Genomic DNA, 24720 nt, shown 5'->3' on the forward strand with positions numbered 1-24720 from the left:
TTCGATCCGGAAAGGAGAATTATTTGCGTACAAAAACAGGAAAGATCGTATTGAGCATCGCGGCCCTTATATTCAGTGGACTGGCAGCAGTGATTGGTTGTGGATTACTGGGAGGTTCGGGATGGAGTTTTGGAATCAGATTTCTCTGCGGATTGTGTTTTTTATGGCCGCCGATTTTGGTGATTGCTTTGATCAGTACATTGTTCAGGAAAGAAAAGTAGAAAGCAACATATTGCATCATGAAAGGGGATTACAGAGCGGTCTGTGGTCCCCCTCAATTTTTTTCGTCAGAATGTCCGACCAGATAATCAACGGTAACGCCGAACAAATCGGAAAGCATAATCAGCGAGTCTATTCCGCATTCTCTTTTTCCATGCTCGTAGTTGGCGATAGCCTGTCTGCTGGCGCCCAGATAATTAGCAACCTGATCCTGGGTCATTCGGTGTGACATTCTCAAAATTTTTAATCGTGAAGCAAATTTGTTCTCCATAGTCATGACTCCTTGGTATGTTTGAAAGTACTCTCATTCTATCATAATCATTCGACAAATGCTACAATAAAGCGTGAACAGGAACATAATAACGTGAAAATGCAAAATTTTCCATTCTATGAGTATATTATAATTCGCTTTACCGGGCAGCCGCAAAGAGGTTATAATATTTTATAAGGTTGGAGTGCCCATAGACCAGAGGAAACGGGGCACTGTTGTCCGGATCAGGCAGTCCGGCAGTGGTGGATAAAAGGAGGAAAAACTTATGATTCGGTTGTTAAAAGGCGACATTACAAAGGTGAATACAGACGCGATTGTGAATGCGGCAAACAGGACTCTGCTTGGCGGAGGTGGTGTGGACGGCGCTATTCACCGTGCGGCAGGTCAGGAATTATTAGAGGAATGCAGGACTCTGAACGGATGTGAGACCGGAGAGGCTAAGATTACGAAAGCATATCAGCTTCCGTGTAAATATGTGATACATACAGTCGGTCCGGTATGGCACGGCGGTAAGAAGTCAGAAGAGGAATTGCTGGGAAAATGTTACTGGAATTCAATGGTCATTGCGAAGGAAAACGAAATTAAGTCGATTGCATTTCCTGCTATTTCGACAGGAGTATATGGATATCCGAAGAGGCCTGCGGCTAAGATCGCTGTAGATACGGTAAAGAAGTTTATGGAACAGTTTCCTGAGACGGTTGAGGATATATATTTTGTCGTATTTGATGAGGAGAGCTTAAAGATATATGAATCTATTTTAGTGTAAAGTGAGAGAGGGAAGATGTATGGAGAAGGAAATCAAAAGGAGCTGTATTGACTGCGGGGTTATAAATTGCAGTAAGCAAAACAAATCATATCCCGCATTTTGCCTGACAACGGAAAATCTGGATGAAGAAATTTTAGAGGAGTCTTTGAAACTATATGAAGATGAGGAAAATCACAGAGTTATGATTCAGGCAGCCAATGTGGAGGCCGAATATTACGGCATCATGACGAGAGTGGAAGAGACAGCCGAATTTGCTGCAAGAATGGGATTTCATAAGCTTGGTATCGCCACCTGTGTCGGTTTGATCAACGAATCCCGGATTCTGGCATCTATTTTACGCAGGAAGGGGTTCGAGGTATTCGGTGTTGCATGTAAGGCGGGCGCAGTGGATAAAACACGTGTAGGGTTAGACGAGTTCTGTAAAAAGGCCGGGGCAAATATGTGTAACCCAATTCATCAGGCAAAGCGTTTGAATGCGGAAAAAACAGAACTGAACATTGTGATGGGTTTATGTGTGGGGCACGACAGTCTGTTTAACAAGTACTCCGAGGCGCTGGTAACGACACTTGTGGTGAAAGACAGGGTGCTGGGGCATAATCCGGCAGCCGCGCTTTATAATGCGAATTCATATTATCATCGTCTGTTGGAAGATTAAAGAAGAATGGATATGGATGAATACATTATCCGATGGTGTGAGGCAGAAAATGGAACGAAAAAAACGAATTGTCATAATTTTATTGGTATTTGCAGTTATTATAATCTGGACAGGCAGGGTCATGAAGATAAATATGCCGGAAAGTGAGCTGGATTTAACAAAGCTTAAAAGTGAGGACATTGAAAAAATCCACGGATATTTTTACTCAGATTCATATAATGGGGAGAATGATTCCAGTGTTGAATTGACGCGGGGACAGATTGAGAAATTTATAGAGATCATGAATCAGGTGAAACTGACAAAAAAGGTATCTGAGAAAAAGGCCCAGTCAAATGGGGCGTCGATTACATATACAGTTACTATGAAGGATGGCACACAATATGTATTGAGACCCGGACAATATTTCAAGGTAAATGATACATATTATAAATTTCAGAATTACGATATGCTATGGGACAAAATCACTACATTTATGAGTACCTGGTAATTTATATTAGAATATTTCGTTTCCAGATATACTGCAGTAATTTGTGCTTTTTTATCTCTGCTGCCCCGTGGTATATTTAAAACAAAAAGACTGGAGGACTATATGAACAAATATGTAATTTTCGACATTGACGGTACACTCAACCAGACGGCGCTGTACGCTCTGGAGGCATATAAAAAGGCGCTGAAGAAGCGGGGGAGAGAGGTTAAGGACAGTGAGATTATTTCCTGCATAGGACTGAGTCCGGCGGGGATCATAGAGAAACTTTTCCATAGTCTGCCGGATGAGGAACTCAAAGAGTGGAGGAAGGATATCCGTGACTGTGAGTTTGAATTAATGGAGAAAAATGCCGCGGCGTTTCCGGGGGTCAGAGAGAGTCTGGAAAAACTTCAGGAGGCGGGATACGGACTGGCAATCTGTTCCAATGCCTTCCCTGAACATATTGAGCGTGTGTTGGAAATGATTGGGGTAAGGCAGTATTTTCCTATCATCGGCTCCCTGCTGATGGGCGGCAGCAAGCCGGAGGTCCTGGGGGCACTGCTTAAAAAGCTCGGTTGTGAATCTGCATGTATGGTGGGGGACAGGAAATTTGACATAGAGGCGGCCAGAGAGAACCACATTCCTGTCATCGGCTGTGCGTATGGATATGCTCCGGATGAAATCAGTTCGGCTGACCGGGTTGTCAGGCACGCGGGAGAGATTGCAGGAGCTGTAATGGAGCTGATATAGAAGGCTGTGTACATATAATAAGAGAGGTTTCGTAAAATGAACAAAAGGACTGTGGCGATTATAAATGAATTGAATCAGCCAGACAGACAGGTACAGATCTGTGATCTGGCGGAGCAGTTTCAGGTATCGCAGCGGACGATACGAAATGACCTGAATGCGATTAATGAAATTCTGCAGGAAAATGATCTCATGCCGCTGGAACTCAAGGGCGGCGGCCTGATCCAAAGAGGTAACGATTTCGGACAGATATTGGAGCTGGTTTCTGAAAAAGACTATTATGTATACAGGCTTTCCAAAGAAGAGAGGAAGAAGATTGCGGCGGCCATGCTGATCAGTTCTTCAGAATACATCACATTGTCGACGATTGCGGACAATCTGTTTGTGAGCAGGGCTACTGTGATCAATGACCTCGACGACATTAAGAACTATATCCGGTCAGGAAATCTGGAAGTGCTGTCCCACCCGAATAAAGGGCTGCGCGTAGACGGCAAGGAGAGTGACAAGCGTCTGTTTCTTATGAATCTGGGAGATTCCGCGGATTCGCAGAACGCGGATGATGCGGCATCGAAATATATCAGCGTGCAGGCTGGAAATAAAATTACGATCCAGAAGATTGTCGGGGAGCAGGAGCATCTGCATAAAAGCTTCCTGACCGATGACTCCTTCCAGAAGCTTCTGCTGTATCTGGGAATCATGGTGAACCGGAATCTTCAGGGAGAGTACATGGAAGTCAGAAAGAAAAAGGATAACAGCAAGTACCGGATGGCACAGGACATTCTGAAGTATATTTCGCAGTACTGCCAGATCAACACAACGGAGGATGAGGTACAGTTCCTGAGCGAAATGCTGCTGATGGCTCGTTATATGAAACAGAAGTCAACGGAACGTGAGGCCGTAAAGATTCAGCTGATCACCCGGGCATTCATCGAATCAATATCCGAAGAACTGGAGATTAATCTAAACAGCGATTATGATTTCTTTGAGAATTTGTCGAACCATCTGGAGTCCGTATTTACGGCAGAACCGGCAGTCTATCCGGAGAACCCACTGATTAAAGAAGTGCTGGAGGATAACCAGGATGTACTCGAGGTGGTAAAAAACCAGCTCGGAAGCCTCAGCCAGCATGTAGGAAGAACCCTTACGGAGGATGAAACCGCATACATTACGATTCATGTATGCGCGGCGCTGGAGCGCAAGAAGAATAAAGAGATCGCGTTTCATGTGATCGTAGCCTGCCACGGAGGAATCGGGACTTCACAGCTTCTTATGGAGAAATTGAAGAAACACTTTAATTTCCAGATTGTTGATATTATTTCTTCTCACGAGGCAAAAAATATAACAGCGGATCAGGCAGACTTTATTATTTCAACGGTGCCCCTTCCGGAATGCCGTCTGGAATATGTGATTGTTTCTGCCATGCTCAATGATGAAGACTATATCCGTGTGGGAAATAAGATTGACGTGCTTCGCAACAGCCGTCATCTGCCGTCCCGTGTGGAAAGCAGGGAACTGACGGCCAAAGGGCTGCTGGAGCAGCTGGCCCCGGTTGTCTATCAGACTTCACCGGAGAATGCGCAGACGCTGATGAAAGAAATCCGTAGAGTAGTCAGGACTTATTTCAAACAGTCTGCCGAGGCGGATGCGGAGATATTTTCCCCGGACCTGCATCACCTTTTGATGGAAAGCCACATTCAGCTGGATATAGAATGCTCTGACTGGAAAGACGCTGTGCAGAAGTCGGCGAAGAAGCTTCTGGAAGAAGGCTATATAGAGGAGCGGTACATTGATGCAATGATTACTAATATAGAAGAAAACGGTCCCTATGTAGTCATCTCCAAAGGCTTTGCGGTTCCTCACGAGGGGCTGGAACAGGGCAGTGTCAAGGTAGGGATGAACCTGATCCGTCTGAAGACGCCAGTTCCATTTGACGATGAAGAAAACGATCCGGTGGAATTTGTATGCTGTCTGAGCGCAGTGGATCACAAGACACACCTGAAAGCGTTTTTCAATCTGGTCAATATGCTGCAGAACAGCGAATTTAAAGAAAAGCTCAAAAGCTGTTCGTCCCCTTCAGAAGCGGCACATATTATTGAGGATTATGAATACAGAACGGCCGAGTACTAAAGGTTTAGGAGGAATGGTCAAAATCTTTTCCAGAGTCTGTGAAAGGATTTTGACCGTTCTATTTTTTTGCAAAAAATGTGAAAGACCTTTGACTGTTTTTCTCATGGGCACCATGCTAGGATATATATAAAGAAAGAGACAGCCGGCAAGCAAAATTCTTTCATAAGTAAAAGAGGTTTGAAAAGACAAAACATAAGAATGGAGGAAGATATATGATTTGGGAAGAGTTGAAAGACTCCCTGATTTTCACAGGGCTTCAGGCAGAGACATCAGACGATGTTATGAGGCAGTTGGGAGCGGCTTTCATAAATGAGGGGTATTGTAAAGAAACATATGTGGAAGCATTGATTGCCCGGGAAAAAGAATTTCCAACAGGGCTGGATGTGGACGGGATCGGGGTGGCTATCCCGCATACGGATGTAAGCCATGTGAACGAACCGGGAATTGCAATCGCGGTACTTACAGATCCGGTGACATTTATACAGATGGGGACGGATGACGAGATAACACAAGTGAAGCTGGTATTCATGCTGGCTGTAAAGGACCCGAATGCACATCTGGAAAATCTCCAGCAGATTATAGCAATCATTCAGGATACAGAAGTATTGAAAAAATTATTAGAAGTAACTGAGAAAAAAGAAATCATCGAAATCATAAAAGAGAAGGAGAATTCATTATGAAAAAGAAAGTTATCGTAGCATGCGGAGGAGCAGTGGCAACTTCAACAATCGCAGCAAATAAGGTCGTAGAGTTATGTAAGAAAAACGGGATTGACGTAGAAATCTGCCAGATCCGTATTTCAGAGATAGAATCCAATCTTCCGGGCACGAGCCTGATCGTTACAACATCTAAAGTAAAAAGAGACTATGGTGTGCCGCTGATTACCGGAATGCCTTTCATCTCCGGTGTAGGAGTGGAGAAGACAGAGGCCGCAATACTGGATGTATTGAAAGCCTGAGCCAAAATAGAATAATCTGGAGGATGAAGAATCATGTTGGAAATGATAGGAAATGGGATTAATTACATTATAGATATGGGAGCATCGGTTATGCTTCCGATTGTAATTGCAATTATCAGTGTTTGTTTAGGAATTAAAGTGGGCAAGGCAATCCGTTCCGGGCTTATGATCGGCGTCGGATTCGTGGGACTCAGCCTGATCGTAGATATGATGAATGCCCAGTTAGGGCCTGCGGCACAGGCAATGTCCGAGAGATTCGGGCTGTCCTTAAGCGTCGTTGATATCGGCTGGCCGGGGGCGTCTCCGATTACGTGGTCCTCTAATATCGCAACGGTTGCCATACCGGTTGCTATTCTGGTAAATATTATTATGCTCGTGACAAAGCTTACAAGAACAGTAAATATTGATATCTGGAATATCTGGCACATGACGTTTACAGGGGCTATCGCTTATGCGGTGACAGGCAATTTCTGGATTGGTATTCTCGGGGTTGCCGTACATGCAGCAATTGCTTATAAGCTGGGAGATATCTGGGCACCGCTCATGTCTGACTACTTCGAGCTGGATGGCCTGACGGTTCCCCACGGGACATCGGCTTACATGGCACCGGTTGCCTGTGTGATTGATGCTGTGATTGACAAGATTCCCGGTGTGAAGAAGATTGACCTGACAGCCGATACTCTTCAGGAAAAAGTTGGTGTGCTGGGCGAACCGATCGTAATCGGAGGGATACTCGGTGCAGTTGTAGGATTTCTGGCAGGCTACGGCCCGCAGGCCGCACTTCCGCTGGGTGTAAAGATGTCAGCTGTCATGGTGCTGATGCCGAAGATCGTAAAATGTATTATGGAAGGCCTGATGCCAATTTCAGAGAGAGCCAAAGAATTGATGAATAAAAGATTTGGTAACTCACAGTATTATATCGGCCTCGATCCTGCAATCCTGCTCGGGGATGCACAGGTAGTCACAGCCGGACTGATCTTTATCCCGCTGACTCTGCTGATTGCGGTAATCGTACCGGGTAATAAGGTGCTTCCGTTTGGCGACCTTGCAACAATTGGGTTCTTCATTGCGATTGCTGTAGCAGTACATAAAGGAAATCTTTTCCGCACATTAATCTCAGGAAGTGCAATTATGTTTATCACCATCTGGATTACAAACCAGACAATCCCGTGGCTGACGAAACTGGCCGTGACGACGGGATCCACAGACGGCAGCAGCCTGATGGCGGCGATGGATCAGGGCGGATGTCCGATTACATATATATTTACTCAGATCTTTGCAAGAGAGAATCTGGCAGGAATGGCGGTGATCCTGATCGGTTATATTTTCTGCATGGTCTTTGCAGTGCGCTGTTCCCGAAAAAGGGCAGCCGAATTGAATGAAGAAGCCTGAAAGGAGGTTTAAGCGGATGAAAGCAGGAGTTGTTCATGCAAAGAATGATATTCGTTATGAAGAGATTGAAAAACCTGTCCCGAAAGAGGGGCAGGTGCTGATTAAGGTAAAATATACGGGGATATGTGGTTCCGATGTGCCGAGGGTGAATGGAAATGCATGCCACTTTTTCCCGAATGTTCTCGGACATGAATTTTCTGGTATTGTGGAAGCCGTTGGAGAAGGTGTCACGAAAGTGGCTCCCGGCAGCAGGGTTGCAGGGGTCCCCCTTGTACCGTGCATGAAATGTGAGGACTGCCAGAAGGGAAATTACTCCCTGTGCAGAAATTACAGTTTCATCGGTTCCCGTGAATTTGGAAGTTTTGCGGAATATGTCGTGGTTCCGGAACAGAATGCGGTTCCTTTTGAAGACGCGGTATCCTTTGAACAGGGGGCGTTTTTTGAACCTGCGACGGTTGCACTGCATGGGTTAAAAAGGGTTCCCTATGAAGGCGGAAAGACGGTTGCCATTCTCGGCGGCGGGACTATCGGGATGTTTGTGATGCAGTGGGCGAAGATATTTGGCGCCAAAAAGACTGTTGTATTTGATATCGCTCAGGAACGGCTGGAACTGGGAAACAGGCTTGGTGCATCCGCAGGAGTGAATACGCTCGATGAGGATTTTATGGAAAAAGCGCTTGCCCTCACAGATGGAAAAGGATTTGACTATGTATATGAAACAGCCGGAAACACGGCTACTATGAAAATGGCATTCGCACTGGCCGCAAATAAAGCCCATGTCTGCTTTGTAGGGACACCGACAAAAGAGCTGAGTTTTTCTGTCGCAGAGTGGGAGAATATGAACCGGAAAGAATTTATGCTGACTGGATCATGGATGTCCTACAGTGCCCCGTTTCCAGGTGAGGAATGGGAGCTTGCGGCACATTATTTTAAAAGCGGAGCGTTAAAATTTGACGATTCCTTTATTTTCAGGAAGATGCCGCTCAGTCAGATTGCAGAAGCGTTTGAACTGTTTAAGACGCCGGGAACCGTGAAAGGCAAGATACTAATTGACAGCGAGAGGTAACAGATATGATTACGACAGTAACATTGAATGCATCCATTGATAAAGCATATTTCATGGACAGCAGGATTGAAAACGGGACCGTAATGCGTGTGGCCTCCTGCCGCAATACCGCGGGAGGCAAAGGCTTAAACGTGGCGCGTATCATAAAGATCTGCGGGGAAAACGTGCAGGCGGCCGGGCTGGCAGGGGGATTCAACGGCGCGTATCTGGAATCCATGCTGGAACAGGATGGGATTTCTAGACAGTTTGTACATATACAAGGTGAGACAAGAAGCTGCATCAATATTCTGGATGAAGGATATGGATCTACGGAATATCTGGAACCGGGGTGTCCTGTCACGAAAGAAGAGGAAGAAGCGTTTTTAAAACGCTTTCCTGAAATTATTAAGGATAGCAAAGTTGTAACCATATCGGGCAGTGTGCCACAGGGCGTTTCAAAGGATATTTATGAAAAAATGATCCGTTGTACAAAAGAAGCGGGCCGAAAGGTAATTCTGGATACGAGCGGAGAGCTTCTTAAAAACGGGCTTAAGGCCTGCCCGGATATGGTGAAGCCAAACAAGGATGAGATTGAAGCATTGTTTGGCATTCAGGTAAACGGTTTTGAGGATGTCGTCAGTTATGCCGGGAAAATCTATGGGATGGGAATCCCCTATGTAGTAATTTCTTTGGGAAGAGACGGGGCCCTTCTCGTCTGCAGTGAAGGCATCTTTCAGGGAAGGCCGCCGGAAGTAAAGGCAGTCAATACCGTGGGATGCGGGGATTCGATGGTAGGCGCCTTTGCGGTGGCTTTGGAAAGAAACTACGGTCCGCAGGAAGCACTGAAATTTGCAGTGGCAACTGCGACGGCGGCTGCGCTCTCCCCGGGGACCGGAAGCTTTGAGGAATCAGTGCAGCAGGAACTGGCTGGCCGGATACAGATAGAAACGATAGAAAGTAAGGTCAGGATATAAGAAAGAAATGAGGTAGAAAAATGCCATTAGTGACAACAAAGGAATTATTACTGGATGCGCAGGCAAATGGATATGCTGTCGGCGCATTCAATGTAGAGAATATGGAAATGGTGCAGGCGGTGGCAGCGGCGGCAGAGGAACTTAGATCCCCGGTCATCATGCAGACCACGCCTTCCACGGTCAGGTATGCCGGTCTGGATTATTTTTATGCAAATGTCAAGGCAGCGGCAGAGAAGGCAGGCGTCCCCATTGTCATGCATCTGGATCACGGCAGCAGCTATGAACTCGCCATGCAGGCATACCGAACCGGATATACTTCGATCATGATAGACGGGTCACACGGAAATTTTGAGGAAAATATAGAGGTCAGCAGGGCCGTGGCCAATGCCTGTCATCCGTCAGGAATCCCGGTGGAAGCGGAACTGGGAAAAGTCGGCGGAAAAGAAGATGATTTGGAAGCAGGGGAGGGGAATCCGTATACAGACCCAGATGAAGCGGCGCGTTTTGTAGAATTGACAAAAGTAGATTCACTGGCAGTTGCAATCGGGACGGCACACGGAGTTTACAAAGGAATTCCGAAGCTGGATGTGGAGCGGCTTTCCGAGATCAGGCAGGCTGTTTCCATTCCATTGGTCCTCCACGGGACATCCGGGGTTCCGGATGAAACGGTGCAGGAGTGTATCAGAAGGGGAATCTGCAAAGTGAATTATGCCACGGATCTGCGGATTGCATTTACAAAGGGCGTACGGTCCGTGTTCGATACTGACCCGGATACGATTGATCCCAAAAAATATAATGCGGCAGGCAGGGAACAGGTTAAGCAGTATGTAATGGAGAAAATAAAAGTCTGCATGAGCCAAAACAGGGCGTAATGCCAGCAGCAGTAGGTTATCACTGGATAACTTTACTACTGCTTTTTTCTTTCATCTTTTCTTTTTACATAAATAATGGTAAGATAATATTCACAGGCAATGGCATAGTGGGAGGGCAGGTATGGAAGGGAAAAATTCAAAATGGCTCATACCGGGGACTGCGTTTGTTATTATTATTTTAGTGATTATATGGCTGGGGCGTGACTTTGTCTCGGGCACCCAAAAGGATGTGGACGAACAGAACCGGCAGTATCTGACTGAACTGGCAATCCAGAGTGCCCAGGCAATTAAGAATACAGTCAGCATGCAGTTGGAAAATATCGAGTCCATTGCGAATATTATTGGCAATCAGGATGAATTCAGTATGGATTACACGATGAGTGTATTGGATGCAGAGTTCCACAGCAGCAACTTTAAGAGGCTTGCCTATATCCCGCCGGATGGATATGCTGTTTCGACAGACAGTGAAGTATTCAGCGTACAGGACAGGGAGTATTATCATAAAGCTTTGAATGGAGAAAGCAATGTTTCTGATGTGATCGTTGATAAGATCGGGGGAGGGTATATTAATGTCTATGCGGTGCCGCTCTATCATGCAGAGAAATTAACCGGGGTGATTATAGCAACAAACGAGACGGACTTATTCTCAGAGATTCTTAATTTCCGTACTTTTTATGGAGAGGGGTATTCCTATATCATACAGAAAGACGGAACACCAGTAGTATTTAGTGCAGGAAAAGCGGATTTCCGCCAATTTGATAATTTGTTTGCGGAGCTTGACAAAAGCGGGGTGGAAGAATCTGAGATCGCCCAGATGAAACAGGATATGGAACAGAACGATGACGGCATTATAGAGTATAGTATGGATGATGTTCCGACAGTAGGGGCCTACAGAAAGATCGGTATTAACGACTGGTATGTTGTAACTGTTGTGCCAAGGGCATCGGTCTATGAGAATACGGATCGTATCGTCGTACGAAACCGCCAGATGGCGATGATTACTACAGTGCTTCTCACGGCGCTGTGCGTGCTGATTGTATTGCAGAATTATAAAAGTGATAAGAAACTCTCTTATCTGGCATATGTGGATTCATTTACCGGGGGCAATAACCTGAACAGATTCAAGATGCTTGCAGCCAGAAGAATCGAAAAGGGAGTTGATTCCCTGTATATGGTCTGGGTGGATATCGATAATTTTAAATTAATTAATGATATGTATGGATATCAGGAAGGAGATGCCATCCTGCTCGATATGAACAGGATGATATCGGAGATCATATCAACGGATGATATATACGGGCGTATGAGTAATGACAATTTTCTGTGTCTGGTATGCTGTAAAGATGATGAAGAGGTAAGGAACAGAGATGCATGTTTCCGGGAGCGTTTCCGGGAGCAGCAGAATAACCGTGGAAAACGGTATAATGTTATATTTACGACAGGTGTTTACAAGATTACGCCGGATGAGACTGATATCGGGAAAATCATCGACCGTACGACAATGGCCCACCGCAGGGCAAAGCAGATGAACAGCGAATGTAAGATCTGCTTCTACAATGATACTATGAGAGAAGAAGCTGTGCGTATCAAGGATATAGAGGACGTTATGCACGGAGCCCTCGGTAGAAAGGAATTTCAGGTTTACCTGCAGCCAAAGTGTAATATGAATACCGGAGCCATTGAAGGTGCAGAGGCACTTGTGCGCTGGATGAGGGACGGCAGGGTGATGTACCCGTCGGATTTTATCCCGGTGTTTGAAAGAAACGGATTCATTGTGAATCTGGATCTGTATACACTGGAAGAGGTATGCCGAATGCAGAGATACTGGCTGGATATGGGATTCAATCCGCCTGCTGTTTCCGTGAACCAGTCAAAACCTCTGGTTTACGGGAAAGATTATGTACAGAAAGTACTTAATATTGTCCGCAGATACGACCTGCCGCCGAATCTGATTGAAATTGAACTGCTGGAAAGCCTGATACATGACAATATCGATGCATTGCAGAAGATAACAGAAGAACTCGGGCAGAACGGGATACTTGTTTGTATTGATGATTTTGGCAGTGGCTATTCATCGCTGAACCTGATCAAGGATATTTGTGCAGATGTGCTGAAGATAGACAGGGCATTTTTAAATAATGCAGAGACCAACCAGCGTGCATGGATTGTTCTAAAGAATGTGGTCGAGCTGGCGAAGGGGCTTGACATGTCAGTTGTAGTCGAAGGTGTGGAGACGGAAAATCAGGCAGCGCTTCTGAAAGAGGTAGGGTGTACCACGGCGCAGGGGTATCTGTATGCTAAACCGATGCCTGTTTCCGAATATGAGAAGCGGATAAAGAATAATAGAGAGCAAAACGAATAGATTGATAAAAAACGAACGGAGGAGCCCATCGTCATAGCTCCTCCATTTTTTTCATGATCATGTCATAAAATATCTGCTGAGTTTCACTTTTTTCTCCCTGCGGGCGGATTAGTGTCTCCAGAATCAAACCGTCCTTCAGCAGAACGGTCTTGCTGCTGTAGCTTGCAAGCTTAGGATCGTGCGTCACTAGAATAATCGTCTTTCCCATATCCCCGTTAATCTCCTCCAGTGCGTGAATAACGATCTCCCCGGACTGGCTGTCGAGATTACCGGTAGGTTCATCAGCCAGAATGATATCCGGGTTATTAATCAGCGCGCGGCAGATTGCTGCCCGCTGCTTTTCCCCACCGGACAGCTCACCGGGATATTTCCCGGCCAGATGCAGGATATCGAAATGTTCCGCCAATTCTTCCATCCGTGCCTGCATGGTCTTTGTGTCCTTTTTGTCCAGAATCATAGGAAGCTTGATGTTCTGTGCAACGGTCAGACAATCCATCAGCCGGGCATCCTGATGCACATAACCGATCTGGCGGCGCCGGATATCAGCGAGCTGGGAATCCCATAAATCTTCCGAATCCTCACCCCGGAAATAAACCTTTCCATCCGTCGGCCTGTCTACCAGCCCCAGAACCTTCAGAAAAGTACTCTTTCCTCCGCCGGAACGCCCCATAATCGTAATAAACTCCCCTTCACCAGCAGAGAAACTGATTCCCTTTAAAACTTCTATCTTACCGTCATTGTAATCTCTTTCCAGATCCTTAACCTCAATAATAGTCTCCATACCTGCCTCCGGTCCGTTTCCTGAATTTAAACAGAAAACATATACTGAAATAACTATAACACGTTTACAGGTCAAACTTCAAGAAAATCGAAAACAAGAGAGCGCTTTGGGTTCGTGGGAGGATGTGGACGCCGATGGCAACGCAAGTCCAGAATCCGGCGGGGCAGTCTCTGTTGGCTTAAAGTCCATTAATTAGTCCTTAATTGCTATGACGCTTACGGGGCATCCGTCTGCTGCTTCTTTTGCCCCTTCTTCGGTATCTGAATTGACTTCACTGATTACCTCGGCGAGTCCGTCGTCTGCCATACTGAATACTTCCGGGCATGTTCCGGCGCAGAGTCCGCATCCGATACATCCATCTCTGTCAATGATTGCTTTCATGTAATAGTTCTCCCTTCAAAATGATACACGGCACTTCTGTATATAAAACGAAATAGTATACAGTTAAATGGCGTGTTCAGATATAGTATACCCAGTATATGGAAAGTTATAAAAAGGAATGAAAGGATATAGGCCTGTATATAGAAAAACGTTAACATTTTCAGGAAACCCGTAAGCAGTAACGCAAAAACAGCAGGTTCCTGATTCGGGGAATCCTGCTGTTTTATCCATTTAAATGTTTCTTATTCATTTTTTATTATCGTCTGGTACGGTCGGGAATGTAGATGTGTCCGTTTAATGCGGAAAGGCCTCCGAGGATGCACTCCTGATTGTCTAAGATATATTTGACAAAACGTTCTTTTAAAGAAGGTTTCTTTTTATAGTTTACGGAAGCATTTTCCCTAGTCATTGCTGCTGTACATGTATTGCTCATGATATAATCTCCTTTCGATCTTTTAGAATTCTTGATTACAGTAATTATATTATCACATGCATTTTTCGGTTATTAGATAAGTTTTTGACTTTTTATTAGGGCGGAATTGACATAGAAGTTACTGCTCTGGATTGAGAATGGCGGAAATAAGGATATGGTGGTATAATATGGTATTAATGGAGTACAGGTAAAACGCGGGTGCCGGAGAAAAATATATTTTTGCAGCCGGCATTATAATATGGAAAAGAAAGAGGGATTGCTGCTATGGTTAATATTGACCAGGAGTTATGTATAGGGTGCAGGGCCTGTGAGGAGGATTGTGCCGGCGATGTAATCATTGTGAAGGACGGGAAGGCAGAAGTTACGAAACGCTGTATTGAGTGCGGACACTGTGTGGCATTGTGTCCTGTCTGTGCGGTGTCAATTCCGGAATATGATATGGATGATGTGGAAGAATATCATCCCGGGACTTTTCATGTAAACCCGGAGAATATGCTCCATGCGGTAAAGTTCAGGAGAAGTATCCGCAGATATAAGCCCGCCAAAATAGAAAAAGATAAGGCGGGGCGTATTCTGGATGCCGGCAGGTATTCTGCCACGGCTAAAAACCAACAAGGGTGTACATTTACGTTTGTCCAGGATGGGATGGATGAATTCCGGAAACTGGTATGGGAAGTGATGCCGTCCATTGTGGAACGGTTAAAAAAAGAGGCGCCTCTGTATGGCAGGGTTTTTGGATTGTTTTATTCACAGTGGAAGGCAAATCCACAAAAGGATAAACTGTTATTCAATGCTCCGGCATTTCTCGTGATAACATCAGACAACCAGCTGGATGGAGGGATTGCTGCGGCGAATATAGAAAATGTAGCAGCAGCCGAGGGGGTCGGGGCCCTATATAACGGGTATATGATGCGAATTATCAGTAAAAGCCCGGAATTGAAGGAATGGCTCGGCATTGGTGATAAACCTGTGGCGTGCTGTATGCTTCTTGGCTATCCGGCAGTTACATATTTAAGGACGGCTCCGAGGAAGAAGGGCGACATTATCTGGAAATAAAACTGGTAAATGAAAAACAGCAGGTTCCCTGATTGAGGAGTACCTGCTGTTTATTCTTTCTTCTGTTTTTTGACTGCTTTTTCCCGATTCATATTCGTTCACACTATCTGTCGGAATATCTTGATGGGATATAAATACCGCCGTTCAATGATACGAGACCGGAACAGATCATTTCACTGTTTTCAGATAAGTATTTTTTAATACGTTCACGTAAAGTAGCCTTCTTCTCGTAGTTTACAGAAGTCCTTGTATTCATTGTTGCTGCACATGTGTTACTCATATTGCATTCTCCTTTCATTATTGACATTTCCTTTTGACAGTTATAATGATATCATGCGTGTTTAAAGGATGTTAGATAAGAATTTGACTTTTTATTATGTCAAAATTGACATTGCTTGAATAGTCTGATATGGTAGGAACATAAAAGTTTACCGGAAGGGAGGAATTAAGAAATGTTATATGAACCGTTATACAGGCTGGAGAAGACAGGGATTGACATTCAGTATCATACAAATAAGGGGAAATATGTTCCGGCTCACTGGCATGCAGCGGTGGAACTGATCTATATACTGAACGGTATTGGCAATGTAATCTTTGACGGGAAGGATCATCCTATGGTGGCCGGAGAGTTTATGCTTGTTGACTCTAACCAGATTCATGAGATGAAGTGTGCCAAGGCATCTATGATGGTGGTTATCCAGTATTCAAAAAACCGGATGAAAAACTATGTGGAGGATATTGATGAAATGCAGATCTCATGTACAAGGGAAAATCTGGAAAAGGAGAAGCTGGAGGCATACCTTGATATATGTAATCTGTTAAAACGTCTTCCCCCGCTCTATGTTACACAGCCCCTGGGGTATTATCTCCAGAGTCAGGCAATTGCTATGGAGGTCCTGTTTGAGGTAATCAACCATTTTGCAGAACGCAGGCCGGATTCTGCGGTTACTGAGAAAGATTCTGGTCTGGACCGTCTTGCCGAGATTACAGATTATATAGAAGAACATTATAAAGAACAGATTCTGCTTGAAGACATTTCTTCTCATTTTTACCTGAGCCGCGAGTATTTCAGCAGATTTTTCAAAAAGAATATGGGGGTTACGTTCTCCAGATATGTGAACCAGGTCAGGCTGATGCATATTTATTATGATATCTGTAATACAGGTGATGGGATTATGGAACTGGCAGAAAAACATGGCTTCACGAATTATAAATTGTTTAACCGGATGTTCCATGAGATATACGGATGTTCTCCGAGAGAGGTGCGGCAGAAGTAGGCTTTTGTCTGACTCCTGCCGGTTATTTAAACTGCTATCTTCTTTTTGTATTCTATTCCCCACTCGATCATGGAGTCCAGTATCGGTTTCAGACTCAGCCCTGTCTCTGTCAGGGAATATTCTACCTTTGGGGGTACTTCCGGGTAAACCTTTCTGCTTATGAGGCCGGAAGCCTCCATAGAACGGAGATTGCTTGTAAGGACTTTCTGGCTGATGCCGCCTACAGAACGCTTCAGTTCATTAAACCGTTTTGTCCCGCCCAGAAGATCTCTGATAATCAGCACTTTCCACTTATCTCCGATTAGCTGCAGTGTTGTTTCTACAGGACATTCCGGGATCTTGTTCACTTTTTCCATCTTAAATTACCTCCTTTAGGTTTCCCACGTTATTTCATTTAGTAAATCATACCATGAACAATCATAATAATACAATAGTATCTGATAGATACTAAGAAACTTTATTGTGCGTACTTTACGTTTGGAACCTGAAAAACTATTATATTAGTGTAACAATAACACAGCTTCATTTTACATAAACGAGAAATAAAATGTATTTCAGGGAAGGGAAGGTACTTTTTATGAATGAGAAAGCCAGAAAATATGTAGATATGTTCCGTCAGGTCAAGATTGCATCCGCAGCTACTGTGGATGAGGACGGACATCCTCACAGCAGGATTATTAATATCATGATTGCATCAGATGAAGGAATGTACATTGTAACATCCGCAGGGAAACCTTTTTATGAGCAGCTTGTTCAATCAGGGGAGATTGCGTTGAGCGCTATGTGTCCTGACTGCCAGTCTTTGAAATTTGAAGGCGGGATAAAAAAAGTGGGTAAGGAATGGCTTGAGAAAGTGTTTGTAGATAATCCGGGAATGAATGAGGTTTATCCGGGAGAAACGAGGCTGATTCTGGATGCATTTCTCATTTATGAAGGAAGCGGGGAATGGTTTGACCTGCTACACCACCCGATCAACAGAGAAACATTTTCCTATGGAACAGAAGAAGTCAGGGCTGGTTTCCAAATAATGGACAACTGCATTGGCTGCGGGAGCTGTATAAATGTTTGTCCGCAGGGATGTATTTCTGAAGGAATACCGTTTCATATTGAAGCGGAGCATTGTCTGCACTGCGGAGCATGCAGGGAAGTATGTCCGGCGGATGCGGTCAGAAAGCTACATTAAAGAGAATGTGGAAAAGAACATATATTCGAATATTTTCTTGCTTTCAGGAAGGAGATGTTTTATACTACACTTACAGTCTGTTGTCGATTTATAAGATATTTGGATGAACAGACACATCATAGCGGGATTTCTGCAGATAATATTCAGAAGTGCCGTGAAGTATTTTGACAGATAAGCCTGTCATCTTATTTCATACGAGGAAAGTACATCCTATATGAAGAATTACGAAAGACAGAGGAACTGGTTGAATGAATGAAGTTTTGACAAATATACAGTCATATTTTTCGAACCGTATGGATGAATACCTGACCTGTCTGTGGGAACATATCAGTATCAGCCTGATGGCTCTGGTTGTCGCTATGCTGATAGGAATTCCTTTGGGATACCTGTGCATCAGGTATGGGAAGTCCAGAAGATGGATCGTCGGTGTGTTTCAGGTTCTGCGCATTATTCCAAGCCTGGCCGTCCTGATCCTGCTGATCCCGGTTATGGGAACCGGTGTCAGGCCTGCAATGACAGCACTTGTGCTTCTGGCTGTGCCGTCTATACTGATGAACACGGCGGACGGGTTTGAGAATGTCCCGGAGTTTATGCTGGAGACTGCGGCCGGAATGGGAATGACAAAGAGACAGATATTCTGGAAGGTGAAAGTACCTCTTGCCATGCCGTCCATACTGACCGGGGCAAGAACGGCTATGGTAGAGATCATAGCCAGTGCCACGATTGCGGCCAAGATAGGGGCAGGCGGACTGGGCGGGATTATTTTGACGGGCCTGGGACTTTACAGGACGGACCTGCTGCTGATAGGCGGGATCTCGGTTGCGGTACTTTCTATTCTGACAGGAGTGTTCTTTAACCTGTTGGAAAAGCAGCTTATGAAATATAAATATACAGAAAAAGGAGAAAAAAAGAATATGAAATCAAGAATGAAAAGACTGACGGCAGCGTGTCTGTGCATAGTCATGCTGTTATCACTGACGGCCTGCGGGAACAAAAAGGATGCAAAAACAGGCGGAGATACATCAAATAAGAAAAGCACGGTAATCCGGGTGGGGTCAAAGGATTTTACCGAGGGTATGATCGTATCAGAAGTGTATGCGCTTGCGCTGGAGGACGCGGGATATGAAGTGGAGCGTGTGTTCGATATTGCAGGTTCGGTTATCCATACATCTATTGTAAATGATGAGATCGATATGTACCCGGAATACACGGGAACCGGGCTTCTTTCTGTTCTGGATATGGATTTGATTACGGATCCGCAGGAAGTATATGATACTGTGAAAGATGAGTATGAAAAGCAGTTCCAGCTGACGTGGCTGGATTATTCTAAGGCGAATGACGGGCAGGGGCTCGTAATACGGACGGAAGTGGCAGATAAACTGGGAATCAAGACAATCTCCGACCTACAGAAGCATGCCTCCGAGCTGCGTTTTGCCTCTCAGGGAGAATTTAATGAGAGAGAAGACGGAATTCCAGCGCTGGAAAAGGCTTATGGTAAATTTGACTGGAAGTCCTCTAAAGTATATGACGGCGGTCTGAAATATGAGGTGCTCTCAAAGGATGAAGCAGATGTGACCCCTGCTTACACAACAGAGGGCCAGCTTGCAAATAAAGACAAGTTTACACTGCTTGAGGATGACAAGATGGTATGGCCGCCTTATAATCTTGCCCCTGTTGTGCGGGACAATGTGCTTGAGGCGAACCCCGATATCGCAGATATTTTAAATGGAATCAGTGCGAAGATGGATACAGAATCCGTTACAGCCCTGAATGCAAAAGTTGATGTGGATAAAGAAGAGTATGAAGATGTTGCTCTGGACTATTACGAGTCGATAAAATAGGAGGACGCCCAGATGTCAGTACCGGCAATTGAATTCCGGGATGTTAGTAAAAAATTTAATGGATCAGGGTACTATGCGGTAGACCATGTATCATTTTCTGTAGAGGAAGGGGAATTCATTACTATATTGGGTTCATCCGGCTGCGGTAAGACGACACTGCTGAAGATGGTCAACCGCCTATATGAACCGGAAGCAGGAAAGATCTTCTTATTTGGAGAGGATACCTCTGGCCTTAATGTTGTAAAGCTGAGGAGGCGGATTGGATATGTGATCCAGCAGACCGGGCTGTTCCCCCATATGACGATTGAAGAAAATGTGGCAACAGTCCCGAAGCTTCTGAAGTGGGATAAGGAGAAGACAAAGAAAAGAGTGAGGGAACTCCTGAAAATGGTGGGGTTAGACCCGGAAGAATTCTGCGGCCGATATCCCTCACAGCTTTCCGGAGGGCAGCAGCAGAGGGTAGGACTTGCAAGGGCACTTGCGGTGGAGCCGAAGATCATGCTTTTGGACGAACCTTTCGGCGCGGTAGATGCCATTACGAGAATCGGCCTGCAGGAGGAACTGCTCCGGCTTCACGGCGGACTGAAGAAGACGTTCCTTCTTGTAACGCATGATATACATGAGGCGTTTAAGCTGGGAACAAAGGTCATGATCATGAATGAAGGGAAGATATGCCAGTTCGATACCCCGCAGAATATTATCCGGAATCCGGCGGACGGGTTCACTGCCGCGCTGATCCGGTCTGCCAGAGAGCAGGAAAAGCTGTGGGAGGGATATGTATGAGCGGCATGATGAAGTACCTGTCAAGGCATTACGATGATCTTCTGGAAGCGCTTCTGGAGCATCTGGAGCTGGTAGTCGTAACCCTTGTTTTTTCCCTGCTGATCGCTGCGGTACTGACTGTTGCGGCGGTGTATTCGAGAAGGGCGGGAGAATATATGATTCAGGCATTTTCTGTACTTTATTCCGTACCGAGTCTGGCGCTGTTTGCCCTGCTGATTCCGGTTACCGGTTTGGGTAAGACAACGGCGGAGATTGTTTTGATTGCATATAATCAATATCTGCTCCTGAGAAATTTTATATCCGGGCTTTACCAGGTTGATCCTGCAGTTATCGAGGCAGCTGAAGGGATGGGGATGAGGCGCCTGCAGGTGCTCTGGAAGGTGCGCCTGCCGTTGTCTAAAAAAGCCTTTTTCACAGGGATACAGCTTGCGGTTGTATCAACGATCGGGATAGCCACTATTGCAGCCATGATCAATGCGGGAGGTCTCGGGACAATCCTGTTTGACGGTCTGCGTACACTGAATATCTATAAGATCATAGCAGGAAGTGTACTGTCGGCGGGACTCGCCCTAGTTATCAACGGGGTGTTCAAGGCAGTGGAGAAGCGGATGTGAAAAGACGGAGATTACAGCTCCTTTTTCCACGTCCCGTCTCTGTGCATGCTGACAATCCCACGAATGCCGCAGTCTACCATCTCTTCAATGGCGGATTCGGTATAGAAAGCCATATGCTGCGTCATGGCTACATTTGGAAACTGCCTTAAGTACGCCATATCCCGGTTGGCTATGATGTCGTTGATTCTGCTCTCGTGATAGATGGAACGCTCATCTTCAAACACATCCAGGCCGAGGGCACCGATTTTCTGGGATTCTATGCCGTGTATCAGTGTTTTCCGGTCCATGAGTTCTCCGCGGGAAGTGTTGATCAGGATTACACCGTCTTTCATATGAGAGAGTGTTTCCCTGTTGACCATATACTTTGTAGACTCCGTAAGGGGAAGATGAAACGTGATGATATCACTTCTGGTATACAATTCTTCAAGTGAGACAAATTCAGCATACTCCTCTAATTCCTGGCGGGGAGTGCGGTTATAGGCGAGAATCCTGCACCCGAAGCCGCTCAGTGAACGAATAACGGTCTGCCCGATCTGCCCGGTCCCGACCACGCCGACTGTCATGCTCTTCAAGGTCCTGCCGCGCAGGCCGTTCAGAGAATAGTCATTTACATTCTGGCGGTATACGGCCGGTTTATACTTGCGCAGGACAAGAAGCATCAGCATAATCGTAAAATCAGCAACACTCTCCGGTGCGTATTCCGCATTTGAGATGTGTATCCCTATCTTTTTAGCGTAATTAACGTCTATGTGATTGTATCCAATCGTTCTTGTAGAAAGGTATTTTACCCCCAGTTCCTTTAAACGGTCCAGCACTTCCGGGCTGATCCTGCTCATTCCAAGCGTTGTTACACCGGCATATCCGGCACATTGGTCAACCGTATCCAGATTCAGTATGTCCGGAAGAAGCGTGACTTCGGCAGCCAGATCCCCGGCAGCCTTCTTAAAAATATCTTTTTCGTCATCCCTGACTTCAAAAGCCAGTATCCTGATCGTATTTTGTTCCATAAAGAGGGTCCTCCTGCAATGTGATAAATATTTGATTTCCCTATTTTAGAAAAATAAAGAGGGCTTGTCAAACACACGGGGGAACGCGTCAAAGTGGTAAATCATAACCAGCGAACGAGCTTTCGTATCGTGAGCGGATAACAGGATGCGGCCTGCTCGTTGTTTTCTGCATCACAGGTAAAGGACCAGTCCTGCCATTCCGCTGATGAGCATGACAAGCACGGGATTCAGTTTCCACTTGCGCAGAACGAGGAGCACGATGGAGAAGACCGCCAGTGCAGTCCAGTTCATCAGGGATATGACATTTTTGATTTCCAGTGCCTGTGTTCCCCAAAATGCAATCGAGATAATGGTCACGGCTGCCGAGATAATGAGGCCTAAAGATGCCGATTTTAGCCCCTTTAGTACTTCAAATACATAGGAAGATTCTTTGTGCTTTTGAAAAAAGCGATGCAGAAACAGACAGATAATCACGCCACAAAGCACACAGCCAAGCGTTGCTGCGACTGCCCCGACGATGCCTCCGATCTGGATTCCGACGAATGTGGCTGTGTTTACTGCCAGTGGCCCGGGTGTCATCTGGGAAATTGTGATGATATCCGTGAACATTTTAGGGCTGATGCTGCCGGAGCGTTTAACGACTTGTTCCTGGATCAGGGGAATGATTGCGTAACCGCCGCCGATACTGAGAAGTCCAATTTTTAGAAACACCCAGAACAGACGAAAAGCTGTATTCATTTTGCACCTCTCTTTCTACGGAAAACCTGCACAATGCAGAAAAAGCAGCAGACAATCAATATGAGGGCCACATTGATATGCAGGAAGAAATTTGCGAGAAAGGCGGCCGGGATCATCATGGTAAGGAAAAGGGAGCGCTCTTTTACGATCATGGCACACATATCGGCAACTAAATCAACCATGAGGGCGGCCACACCGGCCTCCATTCCTTTTAAAACGGCAGCAACGACCGCGTTGGAGATAAAAGCAGTGTAGAAGGCTGACACTATGCCGAGAATGAGCAGTGGCGGAAGAACCGCCGCTATGCAGCTGATCAGGACACCTGTCATCCCCGCAACGTGATATCCTGCAAGAGCGGATAAATTGATAGCGATTGCGCCGGGGGCAGACTGGGCGACTGCGGCCATATCCATCAGTTCTTCTTCCGTAAAATATCGTTTTTTCCACACAAAAAAACGGCGCACCATAGGTACAACCACATAGCCGCCGCCAAATGTGAAGGTGCTGATAAATAGATTGACCGCTAACAGCCATAAATGAGTATTTCTGTTCTTCATGAATAAAGTATCCTTTCTATGCATTGATTTGCGTATTGCCATAAGTATAGCGCTTGTAGTGGAATCTGTAAAATGATATAATTTTACCGTTACCATCAATTTTACTCATGTTGTTGAGGTGTATATGAATATTAGATATTTAGAAATTATGGAAGCAATTGCAGAGACCGGTTCTTTTACAGGCGCCGCTAAAAAGCTGTTTATTACACAATCAGCGGTATCGCATGCCGTGGCAGAATTAGAGGCGAAAGCTGGAACGGCCCTTTTCGAGCGCCGGCCAAAGGGAGTGGAAGTCACGCCATGCGGCAGGTCTCTTCTGGAAGAATCACGGGGGATACTGATTGCCAGCAGAAATCTGGACAGGCGGATCTCTCATTTAGAGGAGAACACGCCAATCCATGTCGTTTCCAGCATTACGATTGCCTCATTTGTGCTGCCTCAAATACTGAACCAATTTCGTGCAGTATATCCTGAACAGCAGATTTTTGTCAGAGTTGCAAGTGCGAAGGCGGTCCTTGATATTTTACAGCGTGGGGATGCGGATGTTGCTTTTTGGGAAGGCGCTGCGCCGAAAGGTGATTTTGAAACAATTACACTGGGGTCTTACCTGCTGCGGGCAGCCTGCTCACCGGGGTTTTCTGTTTCCAGACAGTCCGCTACCCTGCGGCAGCTATGCGGATATCCTTTGCTTCTGAGGGAACAGGGAAGCGCAGTCCGTGATACATTTGACCATATGCTTGTGGCGGCAAATCTGAAAGCAGAGCCGGTTTGGGAAAGCGTTAATTCACTTACACTGGCCAAAGCAGCAGAAGCTGGAATGGGAATTACGGTCCTGCCGGAAAAACTATTACTTGATTCCGTGGAGGCTGGGCGGCTGCGTTTCCTCCAAATAGAAGGTATTGAAATGGAAAATCAAATGCTGGTATTGCTTCATAGGAACAAATATGTTACAAAGCCACTCCAGCTTCTGTTAGAGAACATCAAAATTGGCAGCATAGCATCTGTACTGTAAATGTTCACATAAAATTTTAAATTTATAAAATTGACTTTTGGGATTCTAATTGATAAAATATGTATGTCGAGTGGCAAAAAGCGTAAATCCAGATTCGGGATTTACGTTTTTTTTGGTTGTGGCAGCTTTCCGAAAAAGACTCCGGGCGGCAACTGTTCATGGTTCTGAACAGTTGCTCCAAATTTATATTATCAGGAGGTTGT

Annotated in this window: 29 protein-coding genes and 1 pseudogene; 21 read left to right on the forward strand and 9 right to left on the reverse strand. The window is 45.5% G+C overall.

Features of this window, described 5'->3' with window-relative positions; translation table 11 throughout:
* Positions 1 to 23: 23 nt before the first annotated feature.
* Positions 24 to 221 (forward strand): hypothetical protein, encoded by a 198-nt coding sequence (locus tag DWX43_RS08690; protein WP_118620028.1) that lies wholly within the window; start codon positions 24 to 26, stop codon positions 219 to 221.
* 53 nt (positions 222 to 274) lie between these two features.
* On the opposite strand, the gene DWX43_RS08695 is transcribed toward DWX43_RS08690, so the two are convergent.
* Entirely contained in the window at positions 275 to 490 is a 216-nt protein-coding gene (locus DWX43_RS08695; protein WP_181368645.1) for a helix-turn-helix transcriptional regulator, read from the reverse strand.
* Between the two features lie 265 nt (positions 491 to 755).
* On the opposite strand from DWX43_RS08695, the gene DWX43_RS08700 reads away from it, so the two are divergent.
* The 12 genes from DWX43_RS08700 to DWX43_RS08755 all read left to right on the forward strand — a co-directional run bounded on the left by DWX43_RS08700 (position 756) and on the right by DWX43_RS08755 (position 12854).
* Complete coding sequence (locus DWX43_RS08700) at positions 756 to 1256, forward strand: O-acetyl-ADP-ribose deacetylase (protein WP_109730937.1); 501 nt, start codon at positions 756 to 758, stop codon at positions 1254 to 1256.
* 19 nt (positions 1257 to 1275) lie between these two features.
* On the forward strand, positions 1276 to 1911 hold the full coding sequence (locus DWX43_RS08705; protein WP_118620029.1) for a DUF1847 domain-containing protein: 636 nt from the start codon (positions 1276 to 1278) through the stop codon (positions 1909 to 1911).
* A gap of 49 nt (positions 1912 to 1960) precedes the next feature.
* A complete protein-coding gene (locus tag DWX43_RS08710) occupies positions 1961 to 2398 on the forward strand; it encodes a hypothetical protein (protein ID WP_147356295.1) in 438 nt (145 codons plus the stop codon).
* A gap of 102 nt (positions 2399 to 2500) precedes the next feature.
* Entirely contained in the window at positions 2501 to 3127 is a 627-nt protein-coding gene (locus tag DWX43_RS08715; RefSeq protein WP_118620031.1) for an HAD family hydrolase, read from the forward strand.
* A gap of 36 nt (positions 3128 to 3163) precedes the next feature.
* Positions 3164 to 5251 (forward strand): BglG family transcription antiterminator, encoded by a 2088-nt coding sequence (locus DWX43_RS08720; RefSeq protein ID WP_118620032.1) that lies wholly within the window; start codon positions 3164 to 3166, stop codon positions 5249 to 5251.
* Positions 5252 to 5463: 212 nt separating this feature from the next.
* Positions 5464 to 5931 carry a PTS sugar transporter subunit IIA gene (locus DWX43_RS08725; RefSeq protein ID WP_118620033.1) on the forward strand — a complete coding sequence of 156 codons (468 nt, stop codon included), beginning with the start codon at positions 5464 to 5466 and terminating at the stop codon, positions 5929 to 5931.
* Complete coding sequence (gene gatB, locus DWX43_RS08730; protein WP_109730943.1) at positions 5928 to 6209, forward strand: PTS galactitol transporter subunit IIB; 282 nt, start codon at positions 5928 to 5930, stop codon at positions 6207 to 6209. Before DWX43_RS08725 ends, gatB begins: the two co-directional genes overlap by 4 nt.
* A gap of 33 nt (positions 6210 to 6242) precedes the next feature.
* Positions 6243 to 7601, forward strand: coding sequence for a PTS transporter subunit IIC (locus tag DWX43_RS08735; RefSeq protein ID WP_118620034.1), 1359 nt, complete (start codon positions 6243 to 6245; stop codon positions 7599 to 7601).
* A gap of 16 nt (positions 7602 to 7617) precedes the next feature.
* Complete coding sequence (locus DWX43_RS08740) at positions 7618 to 8667, forward strand: galactitol-1-phosphate 5-dehydrogenase (RefSeq protein ID WP_118620035.1); 1050 nt, start codon at positions 7618 to 7620, stop codon at positions 8665 to 8667.
* 5 nt (positions 8668 to 8672) lie between these two features.
* Positions 8673 to 9620, forward strand: coding sequence for a 1-phosphofructokinase (pfkB, locus tag DWX43_RS08745; RefSeq protein ID WP_118620036.1), 948 nt, complete (start codon positions 8673 to 8675; stop codon positions 9618 to 9620).
* Between the two features lie 20 nt (positions 9621 to 9640).
* The gene (gene gatY / locus DWX43_RS08750) at positions 9641 to 10492 is read left to right on the forward strand and encodes a tagatose-bisphosphate aldolase subunit GatY (RefSeq protein WP_118620037.1); all 852 of its coding nucleotides are present in this window, start codon (positions 9641 to 9643) and stop codon (positions 10490 to 10492) included.
* Between the two features lie 121 nt (positions 10493 to 10613).
* Entirely contained in the window at positions 10614 to 12854 is a 2241-nt protein-coding gene (locus DWX43_RS08755; protein ID WP_118620038.1) for an EAL domain-containing protein, read from the forward strand.
* 31 nt (positions 12855 to 12885) lie between these two features.
* On the opposite strand, the gene DWX43_RS08760 is transcribed toward DWX43_RS08755, so the two are convergent.
* From DWX43_RS08760 to DWX43_RS26925, 3 genes are all read right to left on the reverse strand, one after another.
* On the reverse strand, positions 12886 to 13635 hold the full coding sequence (locus DWX43_RS08760; RefSeq protein WP_118620039.1) for an ABC transporter ATP-binding protein: 750 nt from the start codon (positions 13633 to 13635) through the stop codon (positions 12886 to 12888).
* A 192-nt stretch (positions 13636 to 13827) separates the two neighbouring features.
* On the reverse strand, positions 13828 to 14016 hold the full coding sequence (locus tag DWX43_RS08765) for a ferredoxin (RefSeq protein WP_109730950.1): 189 nt from the start codon (positions 14014 to 14016) through the stop codon (positions 13828 to 13830).
* A gap of 256 nt (positions 14017 to 14272) precedes the next feature.
* Complete coding sequence (locus DWX43_RS26925; RefSeq protein WP_181368646.1) at positions 14273 to 14449, reverse strand: hypothetical protein; 177 nt, start codon at positions 14447 to 14449, stop codon at positions 14273 to 14275.
* 264 nt (positions 14450 to 14713) lie between these two features.
* On the opposite strand from DWX43_RS26925, the gene DWX43_RS08770 reads away from it, so the two are divergent.
* Positions 14714 to 15505: a nitroreductase family protein gene (locus DWX43_RS08770; protein ID WP_118620040.1), complete on the forward strand. Its 792-nt coding sequence runs from the start codon at positions 14714 to 14716 to the stop codon at positions 15503 to 15505.
* Positions 15506 to 15608: 103 nt separating this feature from the next.
* Here the strand turns inward: DWX43_RS08770 and DWX43_RS26930 are convergent, their stop codons facing one another.
* On the reverse strand, positions 15609 to 15785 hold the full coding sequence (locus DWX43_RS26930; protein WP_181368647.1) for a hypothetical protein: 177 nt from the start codon (positions 15783 to 15785) through the stop codon (positions 15609 to 15611).
* Between the two features lie 172 nt (positions 15786 to 15957).
* Here DWX43_RS26930 and DWX43_RS08775 point away from each other — a divergent pair, with 172 nt between their 5' ends.
* Entirely contained in the window at positions 15958 to 16782 is an 825-nt protein-coding gene (locus DWX43_RS08775) for an AraC family transcriptional regulator (RefSeq protein ID WP_118620041.1), read from the forward strand.
* Positions 16783 to 16808: 26 nt separating this feature from the next.
* Here DWX43_RS08775 and DWX43_RS08780 read toward each other — a convergent pair whose 3' ends face one another.
* A complete protein-coding gene (locus tag DWX43_RS08780; protein ID WP_118620042.1) occupies positions 16809 to 17138 on the reverse strand; it encodes a helix-turn-helix domain-containing protein in 330 nt (109 codons plus the stop codon).
* Positions 17139 to 17359: 221 nt separating this feature from the next.
* On the opposite strand from DWX43_RS08780, the gene DWX43_RS08785 reads away from it, so the two are divergent.
* The 5 genes and pseudogenes from DWX43_RS08785 (at position 17360) to DWX43_RS08800 (ending at position 21203) form a co-directional block, all read left to right on the forward strand.
* Positions 17360 to 17965 carry a 4Fe-4S binding protein gene (locus DWX43_RS08785; RefSeq protein ID WP_118620144.1) on the forward strand — a complete coding sequence of 202 codons (606 nt, stop codon included), beginning with the start codon at positions 17360 to 17362 and terminating at the stop codon, positions 17963 to 17965.
* Between the two features lie 359 nt (positions 17966 to 18324).
* A pseudogene (locus tag DWX43_RS27175) lies at positions 18325 to 18828 on the forward strand (ABC transporter permease); the annotation flags it as partial.
* 99 nt (positions 18829 to 18927) lie between these two features.
* On the forward strand, positions 18928 to 19806 hold the full coding sequence (locus DWX43_RS27180) for a glycine betaine ABC transporter substrate-binding protein (RefSeq protein WP_243099285.1): 879 nt from the start codon (positions 18928 to 18930) through the stop codon (positions 19804 to 19806).
* A gap of 12 nt (positions 19807 to 19818) precedes the next feature.
* A complete protein-coding gene (locus DWX43_RS08795; protein WP_118620044.1) occupies positions 19819 to 20589 on the forward strand; it encodes an ABC transporter ATP-binding protein in 771 nt (256 codons plus the stop codon).
* Between the two features lie 5 nt (positions 20590 to 20594).
* The gene (locus tag DWX43_RS08800) at positions 20595 to 21203 is read left to right on the forward strand and encodes an ABC transporter permease (protein ID WP_118620145.1); all 609 of its coding nucleotides are present in this window, start codon (positions 20595 to 20597) and stop codon (positions 21201 to 21203) included.
* Between the two features lie 11 nt (positions 21204 to 21214).
* On the opposite strand, the gene DWX43_RS08805 is transcribed toward DWX43_RS08800, so the two are convergent.
* The 3 genes from DWX43_RS08805 to DWX43_RS08815 all read right to left on the reverse strand — a co-directional run bounded on the left by DWX43_RS08805 (position 21215) and on the right by DWX43_RS08815 (position 23505).
* Positions 21215 to 22210 carry a D-isomer specific 2-hydroxyacid dehydrogenase family protein gene (locus tag DWX43_RS08805; protein WP_243099282.1) on the reverse strand — a complete coding sequence of 332 codons (996 nt, stop codon included), beginning with the start codon at positions 22208 to 22210 and terminating at the stop codon, positions 21215 to 21217.
* Positions 22211 to 22381: 171 nt separating this feature from the next.
* On the reverse strand, positions 22382 to 22948 hold the full coding sequence (locus DWX43_RS08810) for a chromate transporter (RefSeq protein ID WP_118620045.1): 567 nt from the start codon (positions 22946 to 22948) through the stop codon (positions 22382 to 22384).
* The gene (locus DWX43_RS08815) at positions 22945 to 23505 is read right to left on the reverse strand and encodes a chromate transporter (protein ID WP_118620046.1); all 561 of its coding nucleotides are present in this window, start codon (positions 23503 to 23505) and stop codon (positions 22945 to 22947) included. The genes DWX43_RS08810 and DWX43_RS08815 overlap by 4 nt, the downstream gene beginning before the upstream one ends.
* Positions 23506 to 23629: 124 nt before the next feature.
* On the opposite strand from DWX43_RS08815, the gene DWX43_RS08820 reads away from it, so the two are divergent.
* Positions 23630 to 24517, forward strand: coding sequence for a LysR family transcriptional regulator (locus tag DWX43_RS08820; protein ID WP_118620047.1), 888 nt, complete (start codon positions 23630 to 23632; stop codon positions 24515 to 24517).
* Positions 24518 to 24720 lie beyond the last annotated feature (203 nt).

Origin of the sequence: Clostridium sp. AF19-22AC, assembly GCF_003479085.1 — a bacterium.
Taxonomy (GTDB): domain Bacteria; phylum Bacillota; class Clostridia; order Lachnospirales; family Lachnospiraceae; genus Faecalicatena_A; species Faecalicatena_A orotica.